Raw genomic sequence first — 18,054 nt, 5'->3', positions numbered from 1 at the left:
AAATATAAAAATCATATTTTAGTTATTTTAAATTTAGAAAAAAATAAACAAAAACCAACACTAAGTTGGTTCAAGTCTTTTTTGCAATTGTAATTGCAACACCTAAATTAATTATATTAAGATAAATTAAAATTAACATTAGTTAATGAATCTCTATTTTTTAATATTGATTTTATTTTTATTAAATTGCTTTTTTGAATAAATCTAAACTAGATTTTCAATGAAAAATTTCTCTTGGAATTTTATTAATTTTATTTTGAGTATCTAAAATGTTACTACATGATAATTGTGAAAAATCTGTTCTTTTTTTCAAAATCTTCTAATAATACCATTTACATGTTAATTCATTCCTCTTTGATAAGAAGTATATGGTTCACATAAATAAACATGACATTTTATTCATTTAGCTGGTAAACCAATTTTTGAAAATTCAATTACATTATCAATAGCAATTGATTTCACATATAAATTATTTCTTTTTATTAATTGATAAACTTTTGAATTCAATTTCATAGGATCTTTAGTTTTAATTTTTTCAATAAAGACCATTCTAGATTTTCTTTCTTGATTAAATAAAATATCAATCAAAAAGCGTTCATTATGAAATAATTTATTTAGTTTTTTTGACATCCTTTCCACCTTTTTTGGGTTGGAGAGGTTTTTTAATATTAAAAAATCACAATCCAACCTTTAATAATTTTAATAATTATTGGTGTTGCGATTGTGATTACAATTTGGGAAAAAATCAAAATCACATTTTGGTTTTTTTAATTTTTATTTATTATAGAATATTCTTTTTTTCATATCAAATATTGTTGACTTCAAAAAAGAATAATGTAATTTATTCTAAATTTTTTAATTCTTTTTTAATGGTTGGCAATAATTTAATTTGTTTTACATCTTTTTCAAGAGCACTCAATCTTTGGTCAACTTTTTGATTAAATTCCTTTTGTTCTTTGTTAAACTCTTTTTGTTCTTTATTAAACTCTTTTTGTTCTTTTATAAATTCTGTCACACCTGACATAAACTCTAATACTTTATTTTCAAAAGATGATTTTTTCACTTTATCTTTATCTCCAGTAATTTTAATTTAAGAAAATATTATTTTATGTCTTTATAAATAAATTATCTTTTATGATTTGTATTTTTTCTAAAATCATCTTTATGAAAAGATTCAAGAACACTTAGTCTTTGATCAACTTTTTGATTAAATTCCTTTTGTTCTTTATTAAACTCTTTTTGTTCTTTTATAAAATCAACTACTGAATTATTAAATTTCTTTTGTTCTTTCATAAAATCAACTACTGAATTATTAAATTCCTTTTGTTCTTTAACAAATTCTGTCATATCTGACATAAACTCTAATACTTTATTTTCAAAAGATGATTTTTTCACTTTATCTTTATCTCCAGTAATTTTAATTTTATAAGATTTCTTTGTTTCTTCTACTAATTCAATTTTAGGATCATTAGATAGATTTAATAATTCATTCATCTTTTTCTTACTAATAATTGACATGATTTAAATTTTATCAAAGTTGAAATAGAAATTTATTCCTAATTTTCTTTAATTTTCTTCTTTTGTTATTTTAGTCGCAAAAGATAAATATTTACATCATAATAATAGATCTTATAAGAATATTTTTTTATTCTATAAAGAATCTGATAATTCATTCATTAATGTAAAGATAAAATTAATTTTTTCTAATTCTTTTTCAAATATAAATTGAAGTGTCCTTTTTCTTGTTTATTTATTTTACAAGTGCAGCCAGGGAGAAATCTCTGGTTTTTTATTTATCGGTATTCATTTTGGTAATTTTATAAATAAAGAATATGTTTTTTTTATTTCTTTTGCTAATATAAAATTAATCGATATTTTTAAATTAATTTGCATCAATCTTAATATTTAAATAACTAATCAATACTAATTTAATAATAATGTTGCAATTAATCAAATTAAATAAACAATTAATTGACTAATATAAAAAAACCAACACTAAGTTGGTTTATGTTTTATTTAAAATTAATATTTATTTTTTTAACTTTTTATTTCTTGCTACAAAGTAAATAATTGCAAATATACCTAGAGTTGCAAGTGAAGCTACACCAATACCAACATAAGTAAGTAATGACATGTTATCTGATTTATCTTTTAATCCAGATACTGTAGGGGCTTCTCAAACATATGAAGAAGACATTGTTGGATCTTGATATTTAATAGTAATTTGATCACCATTACTTAAAGTTCCGGGACTAATTAATCAATTTCCATCACTACCTAAAACTTGGTTTCAATTAAATTCTATATTATTACTATAGAATGTTAGATATCCTTGATCTATTAAGTATTTCATGGTGTATTGTTCACGTGTAATACTTGAAGTATTTACTACAATAGTAGTAATATCACGGCTTGAAATCATATTTCCTTGACCATTAATTCCGGTGTAACCAAAATTCATAACATTCATTAATCTAATGAATTCTTCTTCAGTAATTGAAGTGTAACTATCACTAATTCTCTCTGGCAATCCACTAATTAATAATCCACTATTTTCAGGATAATCATTAGTTTGCGGATTTTGACCAATACTATTTGCTACAACTGTTGTACTGATATTACCAACTTTAGCTACTTGACTAAAGCTATAAGTATTATTATTAGCATTATGTTTATCCATATTAGCAACTGTGTTGTAATATGCTTTTTCTACAGGGGCACCTGTTGGAGCTACTAATTTTCATTCAACTTTATCACCATTTGATAAATCATTAATTGATTCATAATCATTAGTTCAATCTTGTTTTACTTCTTTATTAGCATTTCAAACTCTGACCATGAATTTGTATCCTTGTAATAAAGTAGTAACTGGAATGTGGTTGTCTTGATCATCATAAGGATTATCAACAAAGATTTCAAATTGACCTTCACCATTGAAGTTTCCGCTTTGTTGAACTCTCAAGTATTGCAATAATTCTTCATCAATATCTGCTTCATATAATCCACTAATAGTAAATACTAAAGGTGAAGGTTGTTGAGCATAAATTAAATCATTTTCATTAGCAGAAACAATTTCAATTCTGAAACGATCTCCATTACTTAAATTTGTAATACTACTTAAATCGTTGCTTTGAATAATTTGTGATGCTCCATTTATTGGAGTATAAGTAGTTTTTAGAATTACTTTAGAACCAAAGTCAGTTTTAATTTGATTAACAATTTCACCTATAGTGGTCAATTCAGTTGTAGTAGAATTTTGACCTTCTTGTCTAGTTACTTTATACATATATTTCAATTTAGATTGGCCATTAATTGGACTCTTAGTAGAATTTGCACTATTTTCATATACAGCATTAATATTGTTAGGTTCTTTAATGTAATTAATGAACTCTTCTGAATTAAATGTATAACGAATTAACTTATTATTTTCAATTGGGAATTTGATTTGTGAATCAATTATGTATTCTTTAGACACATCTTGGATTATCCACATAGTAATCATAAACATCTTGATCATTAGGATCTGAATTACCTTTTTTGTTAGTAAATTGAATAGCAATATCTTGGAATTTAAAGAAGCTGTATAATGCATTAGATTCTCCATTATTTAACTCCAAAGTATAACTATTAGCATTAGTTTCTACTAATACATGAGATCTTTGAACACTTGATGCTTTAATTGGTTTTGCTAAAATACCATTGTCTTTCTCTCCTTGTTGGTAAAGAATAGGAACTTTTTGTCCTTGATTATCTGTAATTTCTTGACCATCAGCATTTTTGTAATATCCATCTTGATCAGAATTGGTTTGGTCTCTTTTTACAAGTCTAGATCCATCACCAGAAACTAATACTTGATCTTGAGCATCAATATAAAATTCTGTAAAGTAATTTAGTTGTAATGAAACATTTAAGTAATCATCAGAAGTGGCTGCTCCGCTGTTATTAGATCTTTTTAAACTAATTTGATCTAGCATAGCATAACCATCTAAACCATATGATGCTGATTCAGCAGCATCAACATTTCTTACTTTTAATGTTGCTCAATCAACATCAATATTATCTGTATGAACTTTATAACCAAATACTCTGATTTGATCAGTTGCAGCATGATTATTATCTTTTAATACATATCCATTAGGATTTGTATCAGAAGTTAATTGATCTTTTTTAATTCTAACTGCTAACATTACATAGTCATTAACTTTTAAATGGTAGTTTAAATTAGCAATAGTTGTATTATCACTTACTTGTCTTCATACATTATATTTATCAGATGAACTTTCATTATAAGTATCTAAATCTTGTAATGCTTTTTGTTTTACTTCTTCATTAGCATCATTAGCAACATAATATACTAACTCTAATGCATTTCTTTGATCTTGAGGCATTGAATTTGCTAATGAAGTTAAGAAATTATTAAATGAATCAAAGGCTTGACCTGTTTTTGAATTACTAATTGGAAAGCACCATCGCCATTATATCATTGAGGATTTTTAGAACTATCTAAGAATTTAATGGTAATTTCATTTGGAGATAATGGATTAGTAATGGCAACTGAAATTTTAATATTAATTTTTTTATTAGTATTAGTTTCATCAGTAGCATATTCTAAAGTATTGCTTGTTTGTTTTTGATTATTTCAATATAATTCATAATCATTATTTATTACTTTAAATTGCATTGCAAAGTAACGGTTTGTATATGAACCATTTAATAACATAGATTTTTCTAATGGTGTTCCCGGTGTTCATACTTTATTAGCATCAGAATAGCTGGCAGTTTTGTCATTTTTATATAAAATGCTAAATAAATTACTTGAAGAATAAGGATTTAATAAAGAATTTAATTCATTATATTGCTTAATATTTAAATAAGCTTTATCATCGGTTCCAGCTACTGTGAAATTAGCAGCTTGATAAGGTGCTAATTTATTTAAATTAATATAACCTTTAACACCATTATTCAATGTAGAAGAAATTAATTCTTTACTAATATTATTACTATTATCTTCATTGATATTAGTATTATCTACTTCTAATAAATATCTTGGATTTTGAGTATTATTTACATTAGCATTCAATGCAAAACGAGCTTTAATGTCTTCTCTTAAAATAATTCAATTTGTATTATCTTTTGCTCCAGCAGCACTTTGCAAATGACTAGTAAAAGTATCTTTGATATATCAATTTATTCCATCATAAGTATATTCAATTTGAATGATACTTGTTACTGGCATCATGCCGGTATTTGTAATTTCTGTAATTGCGGCAGTTTCATCAATATTTAATTCTTTTAAATTACCTGTTAATATAATTTTTTCTAATCATGAAGAACTTACTTTTAAAGCAACTTGAATTTGTGAAGCATCTAATTTAAAAGGAGGAGAATAACTGTCATTATTTGAGCTTTTTCCTTCAAATACATAAGCATCACCAACTTTGAATCTAATTCAGAAGTTTCTATATGAATCTATTGGTTTTGCATCATTTAAATTATCTTTTCAACTATTTTCATCAGGATTATTTGTATCATTTACATTTGCTTTATTATTATATTGAACAGTTAATCCTTGAGGTAGTTTAGATTTTCACTCGCTTAAATTAGTAATAGTAAAGTTTTCTTGAGATCCGGTTAATTTTAAATTATCTACAATTCAGTCATTTTGTGTTTCGGTTGTATTATTAATATAAACTTGAAAATCAGATTTTGATGTTAAGTTTTCTTGATTAATAGTTTGATAATTTGTATTAGATAAAATATATTTATTAACTCCATCTATTTGAGGGTTGTCTTTAATATAGTATTTTGCTAAAACAGCATTAGTATTATAGTTAGTTGTTGAACTTGAAAGTATTTCATTTAATTTATCAAATGTATATCAAATTCCATCTTCAGTTGTACTTGAATCACTGATATTTTCTTCTAATTTAATATTATTCAATGAAAATCTAATTTCTAGATGAAGATCGCTTAAATCACCTAGTGCTATATAATTGTTTTTAATTTCATCAATAATGGTGGTTATAGTTGTTGTAATACTATTACTATTAGAAATATTTTTTGTATTACCTTCAAATTTTAATTGATTTAATTTGTTCAAATCAACAGTTATTGCAACAGGAGCTAATAATTGTAAAGTAACTAGATTTTGTTCTTGAGTTGTTGAAGTAATTTCTTTATTGTTATTTATTTTAATGGTTATATTTGGATTTGTATTGCTTGCATATTCAAAACCAAGATGTAATGTAGGGTTATTTTAATTATAAGTATTAACATTTTCTTTTCTATTTCAGTTATTATCCATATTGTTATTAAATTTAAATGTAATACCTAAAGTTTGTAAACGATTTGCTATTTCATCATATGTCTTACCATGTAAAAATCCACTACCTACATTACCGGTCATAGCAGGTGGAGTAAAGCTTTGAATTGTTCCTGCTTGACCATTTTGTAAAACTACTGAAGTTTTATTTGATTTCAATACATTAATATATGATGAAAGATCAATATAAGTTTTAACTTGATTTGTTTGAACTTGTCCTTCTAAATTAGTATTAGGATTAGTTGAATTTAGAGAACTAACAAAAATAATTTTATCTGATTCATTCTTTTTCTCGAATTTAGCATTAATTTTAAGACCTCTAGTTCCATCTCATAAATAAATGATTCCTAAATTTACTCCTGAATAATCATTTATCATAGATTTTAATGTAATTACTAAATCTCTTGCTATATATCAATTATTATTTCCCTCAATTTGAAATTTAATTTCTACTTTATTTTTTAAACTTGAATCTGTTTGAAGAGCAGTAGATTTATTTAATATACTATCTTTTCAAGTAGTAATATCAGATTCTTGAATATCTTTTAGATAACCACTATTTGCAATAGTTAAAGAAACTTCATTAAATCAATTACTATCAACATCTATTAATGATGATATATTATTTAAATCTATTGAATGAACAGATGGGCCGCCTGAAGATGAACCCATTCCATAAATGTATTTATTGGAATCTGTTACAACAATTCTTACTTTTATACTTGAAGTTCCTGCGGGCACTGAAGTAGGTGCTGTATCTACTCAACCATTACTAATATCACCGCCAGAATTATCGCTATAGGTAATATCTTGTTTTAATGAATATTGAATTTTGATTCCTAAATCATTTGATGAATTAGAAGAAGCATCAACAACTTTTTGAATTACTTCAGGATAACTATATAGCAAATTACCTGTTGAACCAGAAACTTCTATATTATTTAATTCTTGTTCATATTTAGCCGCTTGAACATAGATTAAAATTTTATTTCTACTTGGATTGTTAGAATCACCATTCATTTTAAATGGTTTGGCTCCTTCAGTAGTTAAAATAAATTTAACTTCTTCCCCTTCAACTTTTTTAACATGTAAACGAGCTCAAATTATATTATTATAATTAGTTTCTGTTTGAGTTTGTAGATGATCTATAAGTTCCTGTCTATTATAAAAAGTTGTAGCACTTGAAGGTTCTACATTTGATAAAGCATATTGAATTTCAAGGTAATTTGTAAGTTCTTGTCAAACTGAATCTGATCCTCATTGACTATTTCCATCACTTTTAATGTCATTAATAATTGTTTGTTCTTTGCTTTCATTTATTTCAATTTTTCATGTGTTTCCACTAATATGATCTTTTCTAATAAAATTATTTTTAGTACCTTCTTGTAAGTTAATTAATATTGGAACATTTAAAATTAAATCAATTTCTTGAAGTTCACTTGTATTAATTCCATCTGGTGACAACGCCACATTATGTATATTATTAGAATTTGTTATTCTAATTTTTATTTTTCTAACATTAGGATCATATGAAGTAATTTCATTTTTATTGCTTGTTCAAGTATTATTATTTTTTTGATATTCAATACTAATACCAAACTTCACCATTAAAGCAACAATATCATCATATGATTTACCAAACAAGAATCCTTGTCCAATTGCTCCTGTCATAGCAGGTGGAGTAAAGCTTGAAATAGTGTTTGGTGCCGAACTATCTAAAATTACATTTGTTTTTTGTGTTCTTAATACACTAAATCAATTACTTAAATTTAAGAAAAACTTAATGTTAGTTTCTTGAACATAGTTTTTATTTTGATTTTGTTCAATAATTTCATATTTATCTTTTGCTGCTTCTTTTACAACTACTTTTACATAAATTTTGGTATTACCACTAGTATTAGATGTAGTTCAAATATCTATTATTCCTTGATCTGGATCAGAATAATTTTCATATTTTTCTTTTAATTTATTAAATAATTCACTAGCATCATAATAATTTTCTTCAGTAGCGTTTGGATCTAAAGAATATTTAAGTTCTATTTTATCTTTTAAAGAAATAGAACTTAATACTGAAGTTTGATAACTATTAGCTGCATTTTGTAAAACTGTCGAAGTAAAGTGACTAGAACCTAACAAAAAAGAATTTGCTCCAGTAGTATCAAAAGCTACATTATTTAAAATTCTTTCATAATCTATATGGATAGGAATTTGATCTAATGGAATAGCATCTGATACAAATACTCTATTATTTGATAAAGCTGAGGAAGAAACTATTTTATTTGAGTTATATTGGTTATCATTTGGTAAATCATTAAGAATAAATCTTACTTTTTGAATATTATTAGGTAGTATAGTTCCATTACTATTTGGAATAGTATATGAACCACTATTAAACATATTTTTTGCATTGCTATCAGTTAATATATTTGAATTAAAATCTTGTCATTGGTCTTGTTGTCCATCTAATAAATATTGGAACTTAACATATCTACCTACCATTTGATTGAATGAACCAAATCTCTTTTTAATTCAATCTAAATGAGTGCTTTTTGGAGTTAAAATAATTGAACTCATATCAGCACTATATTCAGCTGAAAACATTTTATCTGTTGTAGCAGTTTGTCCATCACGCACTAAAATATCTGAGATATTAGTTTGTTGAGTTAAATAGGCAGTAAACTTATTATTTACTGGTATTGTTTCTCATGACTTGTTGATTTCACTATTTACTGAAAGACCAAATCCATATTCACTATTATTATCAAAATTTGGAGATGTTTGTTTATAAACCACACGACTACCTTGATATTCATCTCTATAAACATAACGAATATCATTTGTAGAATCATAAAACGCTTGTACTACTGTTCCATTGGTATCAGCAGGCATAGTATAAATAGTATTGTTTGAATTGTTTTTAAAATATGGATTAAGTTTTAAATATGCTTTAATGCAAATTTGACCTGGTGAATAAATATTATTTGTTGGATTATTAAGATCAGTTCCATACATTAAATTTTCTGCTTTTCATTTAATAAATTTATCTAATACAGTGTTAAATGAAGTGGCACCCTGAGGTAAAGTATATGTATCCTGATCTACAACTGGATATGTTTTTGTGAATAATCCATTATCAAAACTTTCTAATTTTTGTATTCATGTAGGATCTGCATTGCCATTTGGATTATAATCAATTCCAAATTCTACTCACAATGGAGTATCTACATTATTCTGTAATGTATCTCCTCGAACAGCATTTCAAGTGTAGTTATTACCACTTCCACTTCTTGTTCAATAACCTAAGTTATGGGTTCCAAAAGTTCCTCCATAAGTTCCTTGAGCAACACTTTGATGATTGGTAATTGGTAATCTTACATTAAATTTATTTTGACCATTAGTTGGTCTGAAAGTACTCAATCTTACATTAGTTGATCAAGAATCTAGTAATTGTCATGAAGCATTAGAAATAGTAACTGGATAGCTAAATGTAGTTACTTTAGCTTTATCTCCACTTGCTATAAAAGGGTTATTTCAATTATTACTATTTTCTAAAATAAATTGTAATTCTACTTTTAAAGCAGTTGATGCTGTGTCACTTGTATTAATTTTAGTTACTATTTTAGCTCTTTTAACTGCCATTGAATTGTAACTGGAAGTACTTCCTACTTGTCAATTTGAAAATAATTCTACAGATTTATTATTAGCTCCAAATCAAGTAGCATCTGTTAATTTTCGATTTAAACTAGTAGCTACTGCTCTATTTTGGCTATTAACATCATAATCATTTAATATAGCGCCATTACCATAAGCATTTGCTCCCTTAGTTAAATTTTGATATGTTCTTGGGAATCATTGATTCAAATCAGCACGAGATGTAATATAGTTAGTAAATGATTCATTACTTATTGTAGTTTTATTAAAACTATTTGAATTATTTATCAAACTATCCATAGCAACATAATTAGAAAGAGTTGGACTAATAAAAGCAATAGGTGTAGATTTTACATTGTTATCTGCCCCTGGAATTTGTGCATTTTTCTTTGTCCCCGTTGTAGGAAAATATAAATTTAATTTACCACTTTGACCAGTTAAAGAATTAACATCAAATCAGAATCCATTTTTATATATATCATAGATTCCGCCTGATTTATTATTAGTATTATTAGTATTAGTAGAAGCAACAAGTTGATTACTAATAGTTCCATATGTAGTATTAAAATTAGGAATAAAAAAATTACTTACTTGACCTGTGGTGCTATTACCGATTCAAAAACTTGCATAACTTGTTTCTACACTACTATATCCAGAAAAAACATCTTTATTATTACTTAAAGCTAAAACATTGTGTTTATAGTTAGGTCTTGAAGCATAAATAATAGTGTTATCAAATGGACTAACAGAAATTAGTCTTGAATATAATTGCTCTGTATAATTAGCATAATCATTTGCACCAGTTGTGCTAGAATTTATTGCATTAGGTCATGGATATCATTTTAAAATATTTGGCTCACTATAAGGATTTTTGGTTGCTAAATTATTATCAATATAATGATTTACTATTTTTTCTCCAAAATTAAATGATTTTGTTAAATTATTAAACTGAACTGAATTTACATTTGATGCATCTGCACTATTAATTCCCATTTGGAACACATTAAAAATTGGAAGAGAAACAGAGGAAGAATTAGAAGAATTAGGAGGTGATGCGTATGGATATGCAAATGTTATTACTCTTTCATCAAACATATTTCTAGTAGGTAATAAAAAAGCTTTATTAAACTCATTACTTCAATTATTAGCAGTTCAAAAAGTTGATATGTTAGAATTGTTTGTATTTGTATAAACACTCAATTCATTTAAAGTTAAACCAGTTGTAGAATTATTTTTTTTAGAACAACTACCATTTTCTACTTTATATAATGTATTATGAGATTCTATTACTGTACCATTAACTACAAAAGATAAAATATTAAATTCATTGTCTTGTGTTCCTGGAATAACAATAGGGCTAGTAAGTAGATACCTATTATCATTAGAAGAGTAAGAAAAACTATTAAACACATTATTTGAAATATCAATTGGTCTTATTGATGTTGAACTATTTCCATTTCTAACAGCATCTATTTCACTTTTTTTAATTAAAAAGAATTTTGCTAATTGATTATTTGATGAGCCTCAAACTTGTTGAGAAAATTTTTGAAGAGTTAATGAAGTAGTACTTTCTCTCATTTTTAATATATTTGGAGTGTAATATCAAATGATGTCCCCATTTCCAAGTGTTATCATATCTTGGTAATATAAATCTTTTTTAAATTCATTTGAATTTCATTTTAAATCACTTCTACTAAAAATATTGTTGAATGCTCAACTAATATTATCATTAGCATCTTTGTAACTATTATATAATATTTTTCCGGTTGTTGCATCATGGATAGTAAAAGTTATCTTGAAACTTGGGTCACTAGTATCAGGATTAAAACTAGTATTTAATCCTCCAGCTCCTGTAGGATCTTGAGTTCTTACAACAAAAATTGTGTTAGTTGCAAAATTATATTTAGCACTATAAATAGCAATACCAGATTCATCATTAGTTCAAATAATAGAACCATCTCACCCAACTAAAGCTAAAGTATTACTTCAATAGTCTCAATAGCCTTGTTGAGTAAAATTTGCTCCGGGATTATTAGGAGTTCGAGCATTATATTTTCCTAATCAACCATAAGGAGTAACCATTTGCCCACGGCCAACACTACTTAATGGAACTAAGTTTTCTGTATTATGAAACATTTCTTTAGTAGCAATATTAATATTTGACATTTCTGTCCAATTTTGAGCTTGTCTAGATGAATTAATAAATAATTGATTTTGATAGTTATCAGCAATTTGCTTTCCTAAAGCAATAGCTATAGGTGAAACTGAAGCAAGAGCTAAAGTTGTTGCAATAGAAGATTTTAATATTGATCTTTTAGTGTTCTTTTTCATATTCTCACCTCATTTAAAGTTTTTAAGTCTGCTAATATACACTAACATGCCAAAATTTAATTACTTCTTGAAGTTATTAAATAAAAATAGCAAAGGTATATTAATAGAAATTAATGAACCTCAAAAATTAAAAAAGTAATAAAAAGCCTAGTATTTATGATAGTTTGATCATTCAGCTAATTAAGATATAAAGTTGTATTTTATAACTTAAAATTCATTTTTACACAATAAAAAAATTCTTATAATTAAGAAGAATATTTATTATGAAATATAATAAAACTCATTATTTAAAAATAAAAATATGTTATATAATTTCTATTATTTCTTTTTTCTTTAATAATTATCTATTGTATTTTGATATATTGTCTTCTTAACTAATTGTATTTTGATATATTGTCTTCTTAAGTAATACAAAAAAAGAAAACTTAGTGTGTTTTCTTTTTTATGTATATTTTTAATTGAGTTTTGATGAGTTTAAAAAATGATTAATTTTATAAAATTGTTGGTAATCCTAATATTGGTAATCCTAATAAAATTGACAATGCTAGAACACCTAGACCTAAAATAATGCTTGCTACTAATAATCATTTAACAACAGGTCTTGCTGATAATTTTACTTTTCTATCTTTAGTTGCTAATCCAACAGATGATGATACAACAATCCCTAAACCAATTAGAGCTATAATTGGTCATCAAATATATTTAATTAAATATTCTAATGCAACAATAGCAGGAACTGTTTCTTGAGCTCTAACTGCTAATAAAGTATTGTTATCAACAATTTTATCAACCATTGACATTAAAGCACTATCTCCATTACGTCCAGATAAGTTTTCTGTATATCCTGCATAATTGTAAGAACTTAAAATTAGATTTGATCAAATTGATAATTCTGATGAAGAAATTTGTTCATTTGAATTTAAGATATTTTGAATATTTTGTTGAATATCATTAGCTTCTTTTTGAGATATTCCAGCTCTTGAACTGAATGTAGTTGTTGAAAGTTGTTCTAATTTTCATTTTAAAGCAATAATTGCATTAGCACCTGAGATTAGATCATCTAAATAATATGATTTTACAACATCTTCTTTAATGTTTTCGATTCTTTGAACTTGATTTGTTATTTTTAATAACATATCCTTGAATGCTGAAGTAATTTCTGCACTATTAATTGATGATGTTGAACCTGTTTTTAACATTTCTTGAGCTTTGCTTTGTAAATTGTAGTTAGTAAATACTGAGAACAATTTAGCATAGAATGCTACTTTTTCATTTTGTGTTTGATATGAATCTGAAACAAATGATGTTAATGATGTTGGTGAGTATGAATTAAATAATGTTTGTAAATTTCCTGTATTGAAAATTGAATTACCTAAATATACTGTTGTATTACCATTGTTATTATTAAAGTATAGAATTTGTAACATTTTTTGAACAGCATCCATCAATGTTGATTCTGTATTTGATGTAATGTTATCTCATCCATTATTTGTGTATTTGATTAATTTTTTATTTCCTGTTGATGATGTTGTTTCTAAGAATGAAGATGTAGCATTAACAGTAAATGAAACTTTATTTGCTGTATTTGAAATTACATCTTTGATTGCATTATATAAAGGTGTGCTTAATCTTAATTTAAATTCATTACTAATTGTATCCAATTGCAATTGGATTAATTTTGACATAATTACACCTAATGATTTTTTTAAGTTAGAAGACAATGTATCATATGTTGTTTGTTCAGTAATATTAGTTACTTCTTCTTTAACTTTTGTAATAGCTTCTGTAATTAGAGATTCTAATTTACTTGAATCTGCTGTGAATTCTGATACAAATGCTAAATATGAAGTAACAACAGTTTGAGCTGTTTGTTGTGTTGCATCATAACGACCATCATTAGTTATAATACCAAATAATTTGTCCATTGCTGGTCTTATTGCTTTTCATGTATTGTTTAATAAGTTATATAATTGATTTGCTGATCCTGTAAATGATGAATTTTCATAAACAATATTAGAATAATTTGATCCTTTAGGAACTCATTTTCCATAACGAAGATCTCTATATGTTTCACCAGCTAAATCTCCTGAATTTGCTAGTGAAAATTGTTGATAAACATTTCCTAAAAACCCAATAACAGCTGTTCTTTCATTTATAGTTTCTTGTGCCTGAATTTCTGTAGTTCTAACTGATGATGGAGTTGCAGAAGTTGTTGGGAATGGGTCTTCAAAGAAAATTTTTTGTGTTGGATCTTGAATTTTAATAAATTTAACATCCCCACTAACATCAACTGAATTTCATCCTTCATCTCGATTTCCTATTGCATAAAAATTGTCATAGAATGATAATTCTTGTTTAGTAAATTTTTGTGATGAATATAAACTTGATTTTAAACTTATTTTAGATGCTGAAACAAAGTCTGCTTTTACTGCATCTGGTAATTTATTTTTTAATTCAGAAAACATTGAATATGTTGTAGGAGATAAATCAGTTGGATTATTTTCAGTTGAATTTAATATAATTGTTTGTTGAGCCGAAGTTGCTGATCCATTTGAATAAATTGAAATAGGATTATAGGTAATAGTATTACGTGCAATATCTGACTCTGATCCTACTGCATAGTATAAAGGTAATGAATATTCTAAATTACCATATTGTCAAAATGTTAAGTTTCTATTTGCTTCAACAGCTTTAGATGATTTTGTTATTTTTTTAGATGTTAATGTGTTTGAAAAGAATGAAACTGTCTTAACACAATTTGCATTAATATCACTTATTAATTTTCCGACTGTTGGAAGATTGTTAGGTGTTGCTTTTGTTGCAAATGTTCCTAAAATAGCTGATCTAAAAGTGTTTTTATCATTTGCTTGTACATCTAAAATTCCCAATCTAGAACCTGTTTTTAAATCAACAGCTCCTGGAATAGTTGCATCAGTACCTCATTGAATATTTGAAATAGTTTGATTGTCTTTTAATCTAACAAGAACTTCGATAACTTCCTTTCCTGTATTATCTGTTCCTTTTTGAATAACAAAATTTTCAAATGATTGATCATAATTACCTGATCCTAATGTTCCATTTGCACCCAAGTTTCATCTTCCAAATACATCTAATGTTGAAGTTAGTGTAGAAATATTATCTTTATATTGATTTAATGGTAATTGACCATTTTCACTTTTATTATTAATAAATAATGTTCCTGAAACATTTGAAGAAGATGCTGTTTTTTTTCAATTGAAAGTTAAAGCATAACTCCCTTCAACTGTAGGATCAATTTCAGCTATTTTAGCTAAATATTTATAATCTTGTCCAGCTACACTACCAATAGTGCCTACAGTTCCTGTGGTGTTTTGAGTAGAAGATAAATCTCTTATTAACATGTTAGCATTACCAACAGTAGTTAATGATGAAATTTTTGTTCCTTCTTCAATTCCTGATAAAGATAATAGTTTTGATGGAATATCATCAATGCCCGCAATTTCATTCATTGATTCTACATAGCCTGTTTGGTCTTTAATAGTGTCTTTTAAAGATTGAATCATGGCATCTGTCATTCAAGTATTTGTTTTTTTCAATTCTTCTATTTGTTTATAAATACTTTTAATTGATTTAACATTTAAAGCTTGGTCTGCAATAGTAATTAATTCATCCTTAATACTGCTACTTCCTGCAAGAGCTTCTAAATTTTCTTTGAATTTTTTTCAAGACTCAGAATTAGTAGTATTTTCACTATTACTTGAATCTTCTCAAACATTGACAGAACTATTTAATTTTGTTGATAAATAAAATAATTCATGAGGACCAATTAAATTATTTTTTTGACTAGCATTTGAAGAAATGCTTTTACTATTAGAACTTACATCATTTGCTAAAGAAACAACAGTGTTGTTGTTAACATTTTGTGTTGTATTAAATAAAAAAACCAATGCAATAGATGAAGCTGATAAAACTGTGGCTAAAGGTAATATTATTTTATTTTTTATCTTTAAACTTTTATTTTTATTTTGATTTTTCATACTTATTTCACCACACTTTCTGAATTTGCTTTATTTTCATAGTTAAATTCTAATTGTGTATTATTCATTTCTTTAGTATTTGAATTATTGTTTGTAAATTCTACATCTTCATTTAATTGATCATAATCATTATTTTCGTTTTGGAAGTTATTGATAAATGTATTTTTTTGATTTTCTTCTTCCACTATTAAGTAGTTTCTATCAAATGCTTGATTTGTTGCTGCTCTTGATTTGAATATTCTAGATACCATTGATATTTTAATAATTAATGATATAGACATTCCTGTTAGTGCAAATAAACCAAATAATAGATGCATGTAAGTACTAATAATTGATGATGATTGCAAGTATCCAGCAAAAATGATAGCAAATAGTACTAATACAAGATTAAATAATATTGTTCAAAGTGAAATTGCTGTATTTCTTAAATTTGGTACATTTGCTTGAATTAATACTGAAAAACCATATAACAACATTAAAGTACCAAAAGATAAAATTAATAATAAAGATTTTTGATCAACATTTGATGTTCCTAATATGCTAGTATTTGATAATAACATTCCTTGTAATAAAGTTCCTTTTACTAAAATAATTCATGCAAAAACATCTAACATTAAACCATTATCTATTGATTTAAAAATTTTGGCAACATTAAATCCTTTTTTAGATTTTTTAAAGTTATGGAATCTAATTGAAGAAATAATTACAATGTAAGGAATTAATAATAAAGCATCAATTGCTATTTCAATATACACTGGAGTAGATAACAATCTACTTGTTCAATCTGAAAAAACTCCTATATTAGTTCATATTAAAGATGCAGCATATGTTAAAACAATGACTGAAGCAATGATGATTGATGAAACTCTAGCTGATTCTCAATCTTGAATAGTATCAATTTCATTATCTGTTCTTTCACCTAATAAAACATCTCTATATCTTTTAATAAATGCTATTCCAAAACCAAAAACACAAATTGATACTACTAATAATAATAAAGCTAAAGCTTGAAATAATAAGTCTTCAGTTCCTGCAGAACTTGCTAAACCTAAATCAATATAGCTTAAGAATAAAGCCCCTTCAATTAATGACATTAAGAATAATGAAATAACAGCAAAAGGAACTCTTGCTCATGATAACGGAAATTGTTTTCTATATACACTAAATAAAGAAATAAGATATATAGACATAAATAATCCTCATCCACCATATGAAGCAGCAAATACGAAATATCTATTTGAATCATTGTAATTTGGATATAAAAGAGTTGCTACAATTATACCTGCACATAATAAAATAGCATTAATAAAGTGGGTGACCACATAACTTGTTGTATATTTTTTCTTAATATCTCCTCTAAATAATCAGAAAATAATAATTAATGAAAAAATACCTAGAGCGAACATACCAATAATTGATGTTAATTCAACAATATCTGGATTTGAAGGATCTCTTTTAATCCCAATATTATATGTTGCTGGCAACATACCAAAGAAGAACCCATAAATAATTCCTGCTAACAATTTGAAAATAGAATCATATCTTCATTTTCTAGATACTATTTCTTGGTTTGATACAACTACTCTAGATTTAGCGATATTAGTCTTATTGTCTTGCAAAACTTCAATAGCCATAACTTTTCTCCTTTTCTTTATATTATTTTAATAATTTTTAGTTTTTTTATCTAATTTATTTTTTTTATATAAAGTTACCAAAATGAATACCGATAAATAA

11 protein-coding genes are annotated in these 18,054 nt (G+C 25.7%); 1 reads left to right on the top strand and 10 read right to left on the bottom strand.

Features of this window, described 5'->3' with window-relative positions; all coding sequences use genetic code 4:
• Positions 1-181: 181 nt before the first annotated feature.
• The 7 genes from ACJA29_RS03935 to ACJA29_RS03905 form a co-directional block, all read right to left on the bottom strand.
• Positions 182-313 (bottom strand): hypothetical protein, encoded by a 132-nt coding sequence (locus tag ACJA29_RS03935; RefSeq protein ID WP_406602584.1) that lies wholly within the window; start codon positions 311-313, stop codon positions 182-184.
• 26 nt (positions 314-339) lie between these two features.
• Complete coding sequence (locus tag ACJA29_RS03930; RefSeq protein WP_406602583.1) at positions 340-630, bottom strand: hypothetical protein; 291 nt, start codon at positions 628-630, stop codon at positions 340-342.
• A 211-nt stretch (positions 631-841) separates the two neighbouring features.
• On the bottom strand, positions 842-1,063 hold the full coding sequence (locus ACJA29_RS03925; RefSeq protein ID WP_406602582.1) for a hypothetical protein: 222 nt from the start codon (positions 1,061-1,063) through the stop codon (positions 842-844).
• Positions 1,064-1,125: 62 nt separating this feature from the next.
• Positions 1,126-1,518 carry a hypothetical protein gene (locus tag ACJA29_RS03920; protein ID WP_406602581.1) on the bottom strand — a complete coding sequence of 131 codons (393 nt, stop codon included), beginning with the start codon at positions 1,516-1,518 and terminating at the stop codon, positions 1,126-1,128.
• A 511-nt stretch (positions 1,519-2,029) separates the two neighbouring features.
• A complete protein-coding gene (locus ACJA29_RS03915; RefSeq protein ID WP_406602580.1) occupies positions 2,030-3,493 on the bottom strand; it encodes a hypothetical protein in 1,464 nt (487 codons plus the stop codon).
• Positions 3,468-4,388, bottom strand: a complete 921-nt coding sequence (locus tag ACJA29_RS03910) for a hypothetical protein (protein ID WP_406602579.1) — start codon at positions 4,386-4,388, stop codon at positions 3,468-3,470. Before ACJA29_RS03910 ends, ACJA29_RS03915 begins: the two co-directional genes overlap by 26 nt.
• 17 nt (positions 4,389-4,405) lie before the next feature.
• Entirely contained in the window at positions 4,406-6,100 is a 1,695-nt protein-coding gene (locus ACJA29_RS03905) for a hypothetical protein (protein WP_406602578.1), read from the bottom strand.
• Here ACJA29_RS03905 and ACJA29_RS03900 point away from each other — a divergent pair.
• Positions 6,093-6,260 (top strand): hypothetical protein, encoded by a 168-nt coding sequence (locus ACJA29_RS03900; protein WP_406602577.1) that lies wholly within the window; start codon positions 6,093-6,095, stop codon positions 6,258-6,260. The two genes, ACJA29_RS03905 and ACJA29_RS03900, sit on opposite strands and share 8 nt — an antisense overlap.
• Here ACJA29_RS03900 and ACJA29_RS03895 read toward each other — a convergent pair.
• The 3 genes from ACJA29_RS03895 to ACJA29_RS03885 all read right to left on the bottom strand — a co-directional run bounded on the left by ACJA29_RS03895 (position 6,257) and on the right by ACJA29_RS03885 (position 17,954).
• Positions 6,257-12,304: a hypothetical protein gene (locus tag ACJA29_RS03895; protein WP_406602576.1), complete on the bottom strand. Its 6,048-nt coding sequence runs from the start codon at positions 12,302-12,304 to the stop codon at positions 6,257-6,259. The two genes, ACJA29_RS03900 and ACJA29_RS03895, sit on opposite strands and share 4 nt — an antisense overlap.
• A gap of 491 nt (positions 12,305-12,795) precedes the next feature.
• Entirely contained in the window at positions 12,796-16,320 is a 3,525-nt protein-coding gene (locus tag ACJA29_RS03890) for a hypothetical protein (protein ID WP_406602575.1), read from the bottom strand.
• Positions 16,321-16,322: 2 nt separating this feature from the next.
• Positions 16,323-17,954 (bottom strand): hypothetical protein, encoded by a 1,632-nt coding sequence (locus ACJA29_RS03885; RefSeq protein WP_406602574.1) that lies wholly within the window; start codon positions 17,952-17,954, stop codon positions 16,323-16,325.
• Between the last annotated feature and the right edge of the window lie 100 nt (positions 17,955-18,054).

Source organism: Metamycoplasma sualvi (assembly GCF_045276925.1).
Classification (GTDB): Bacteria; Bacillota_I; Bacilli_A; order Mycoplasmatales; family Metamycoplasmataceae; genus UBA710.
This window is presented reverse-complemented; position numbering and strand designations above follow the sequence as displayed.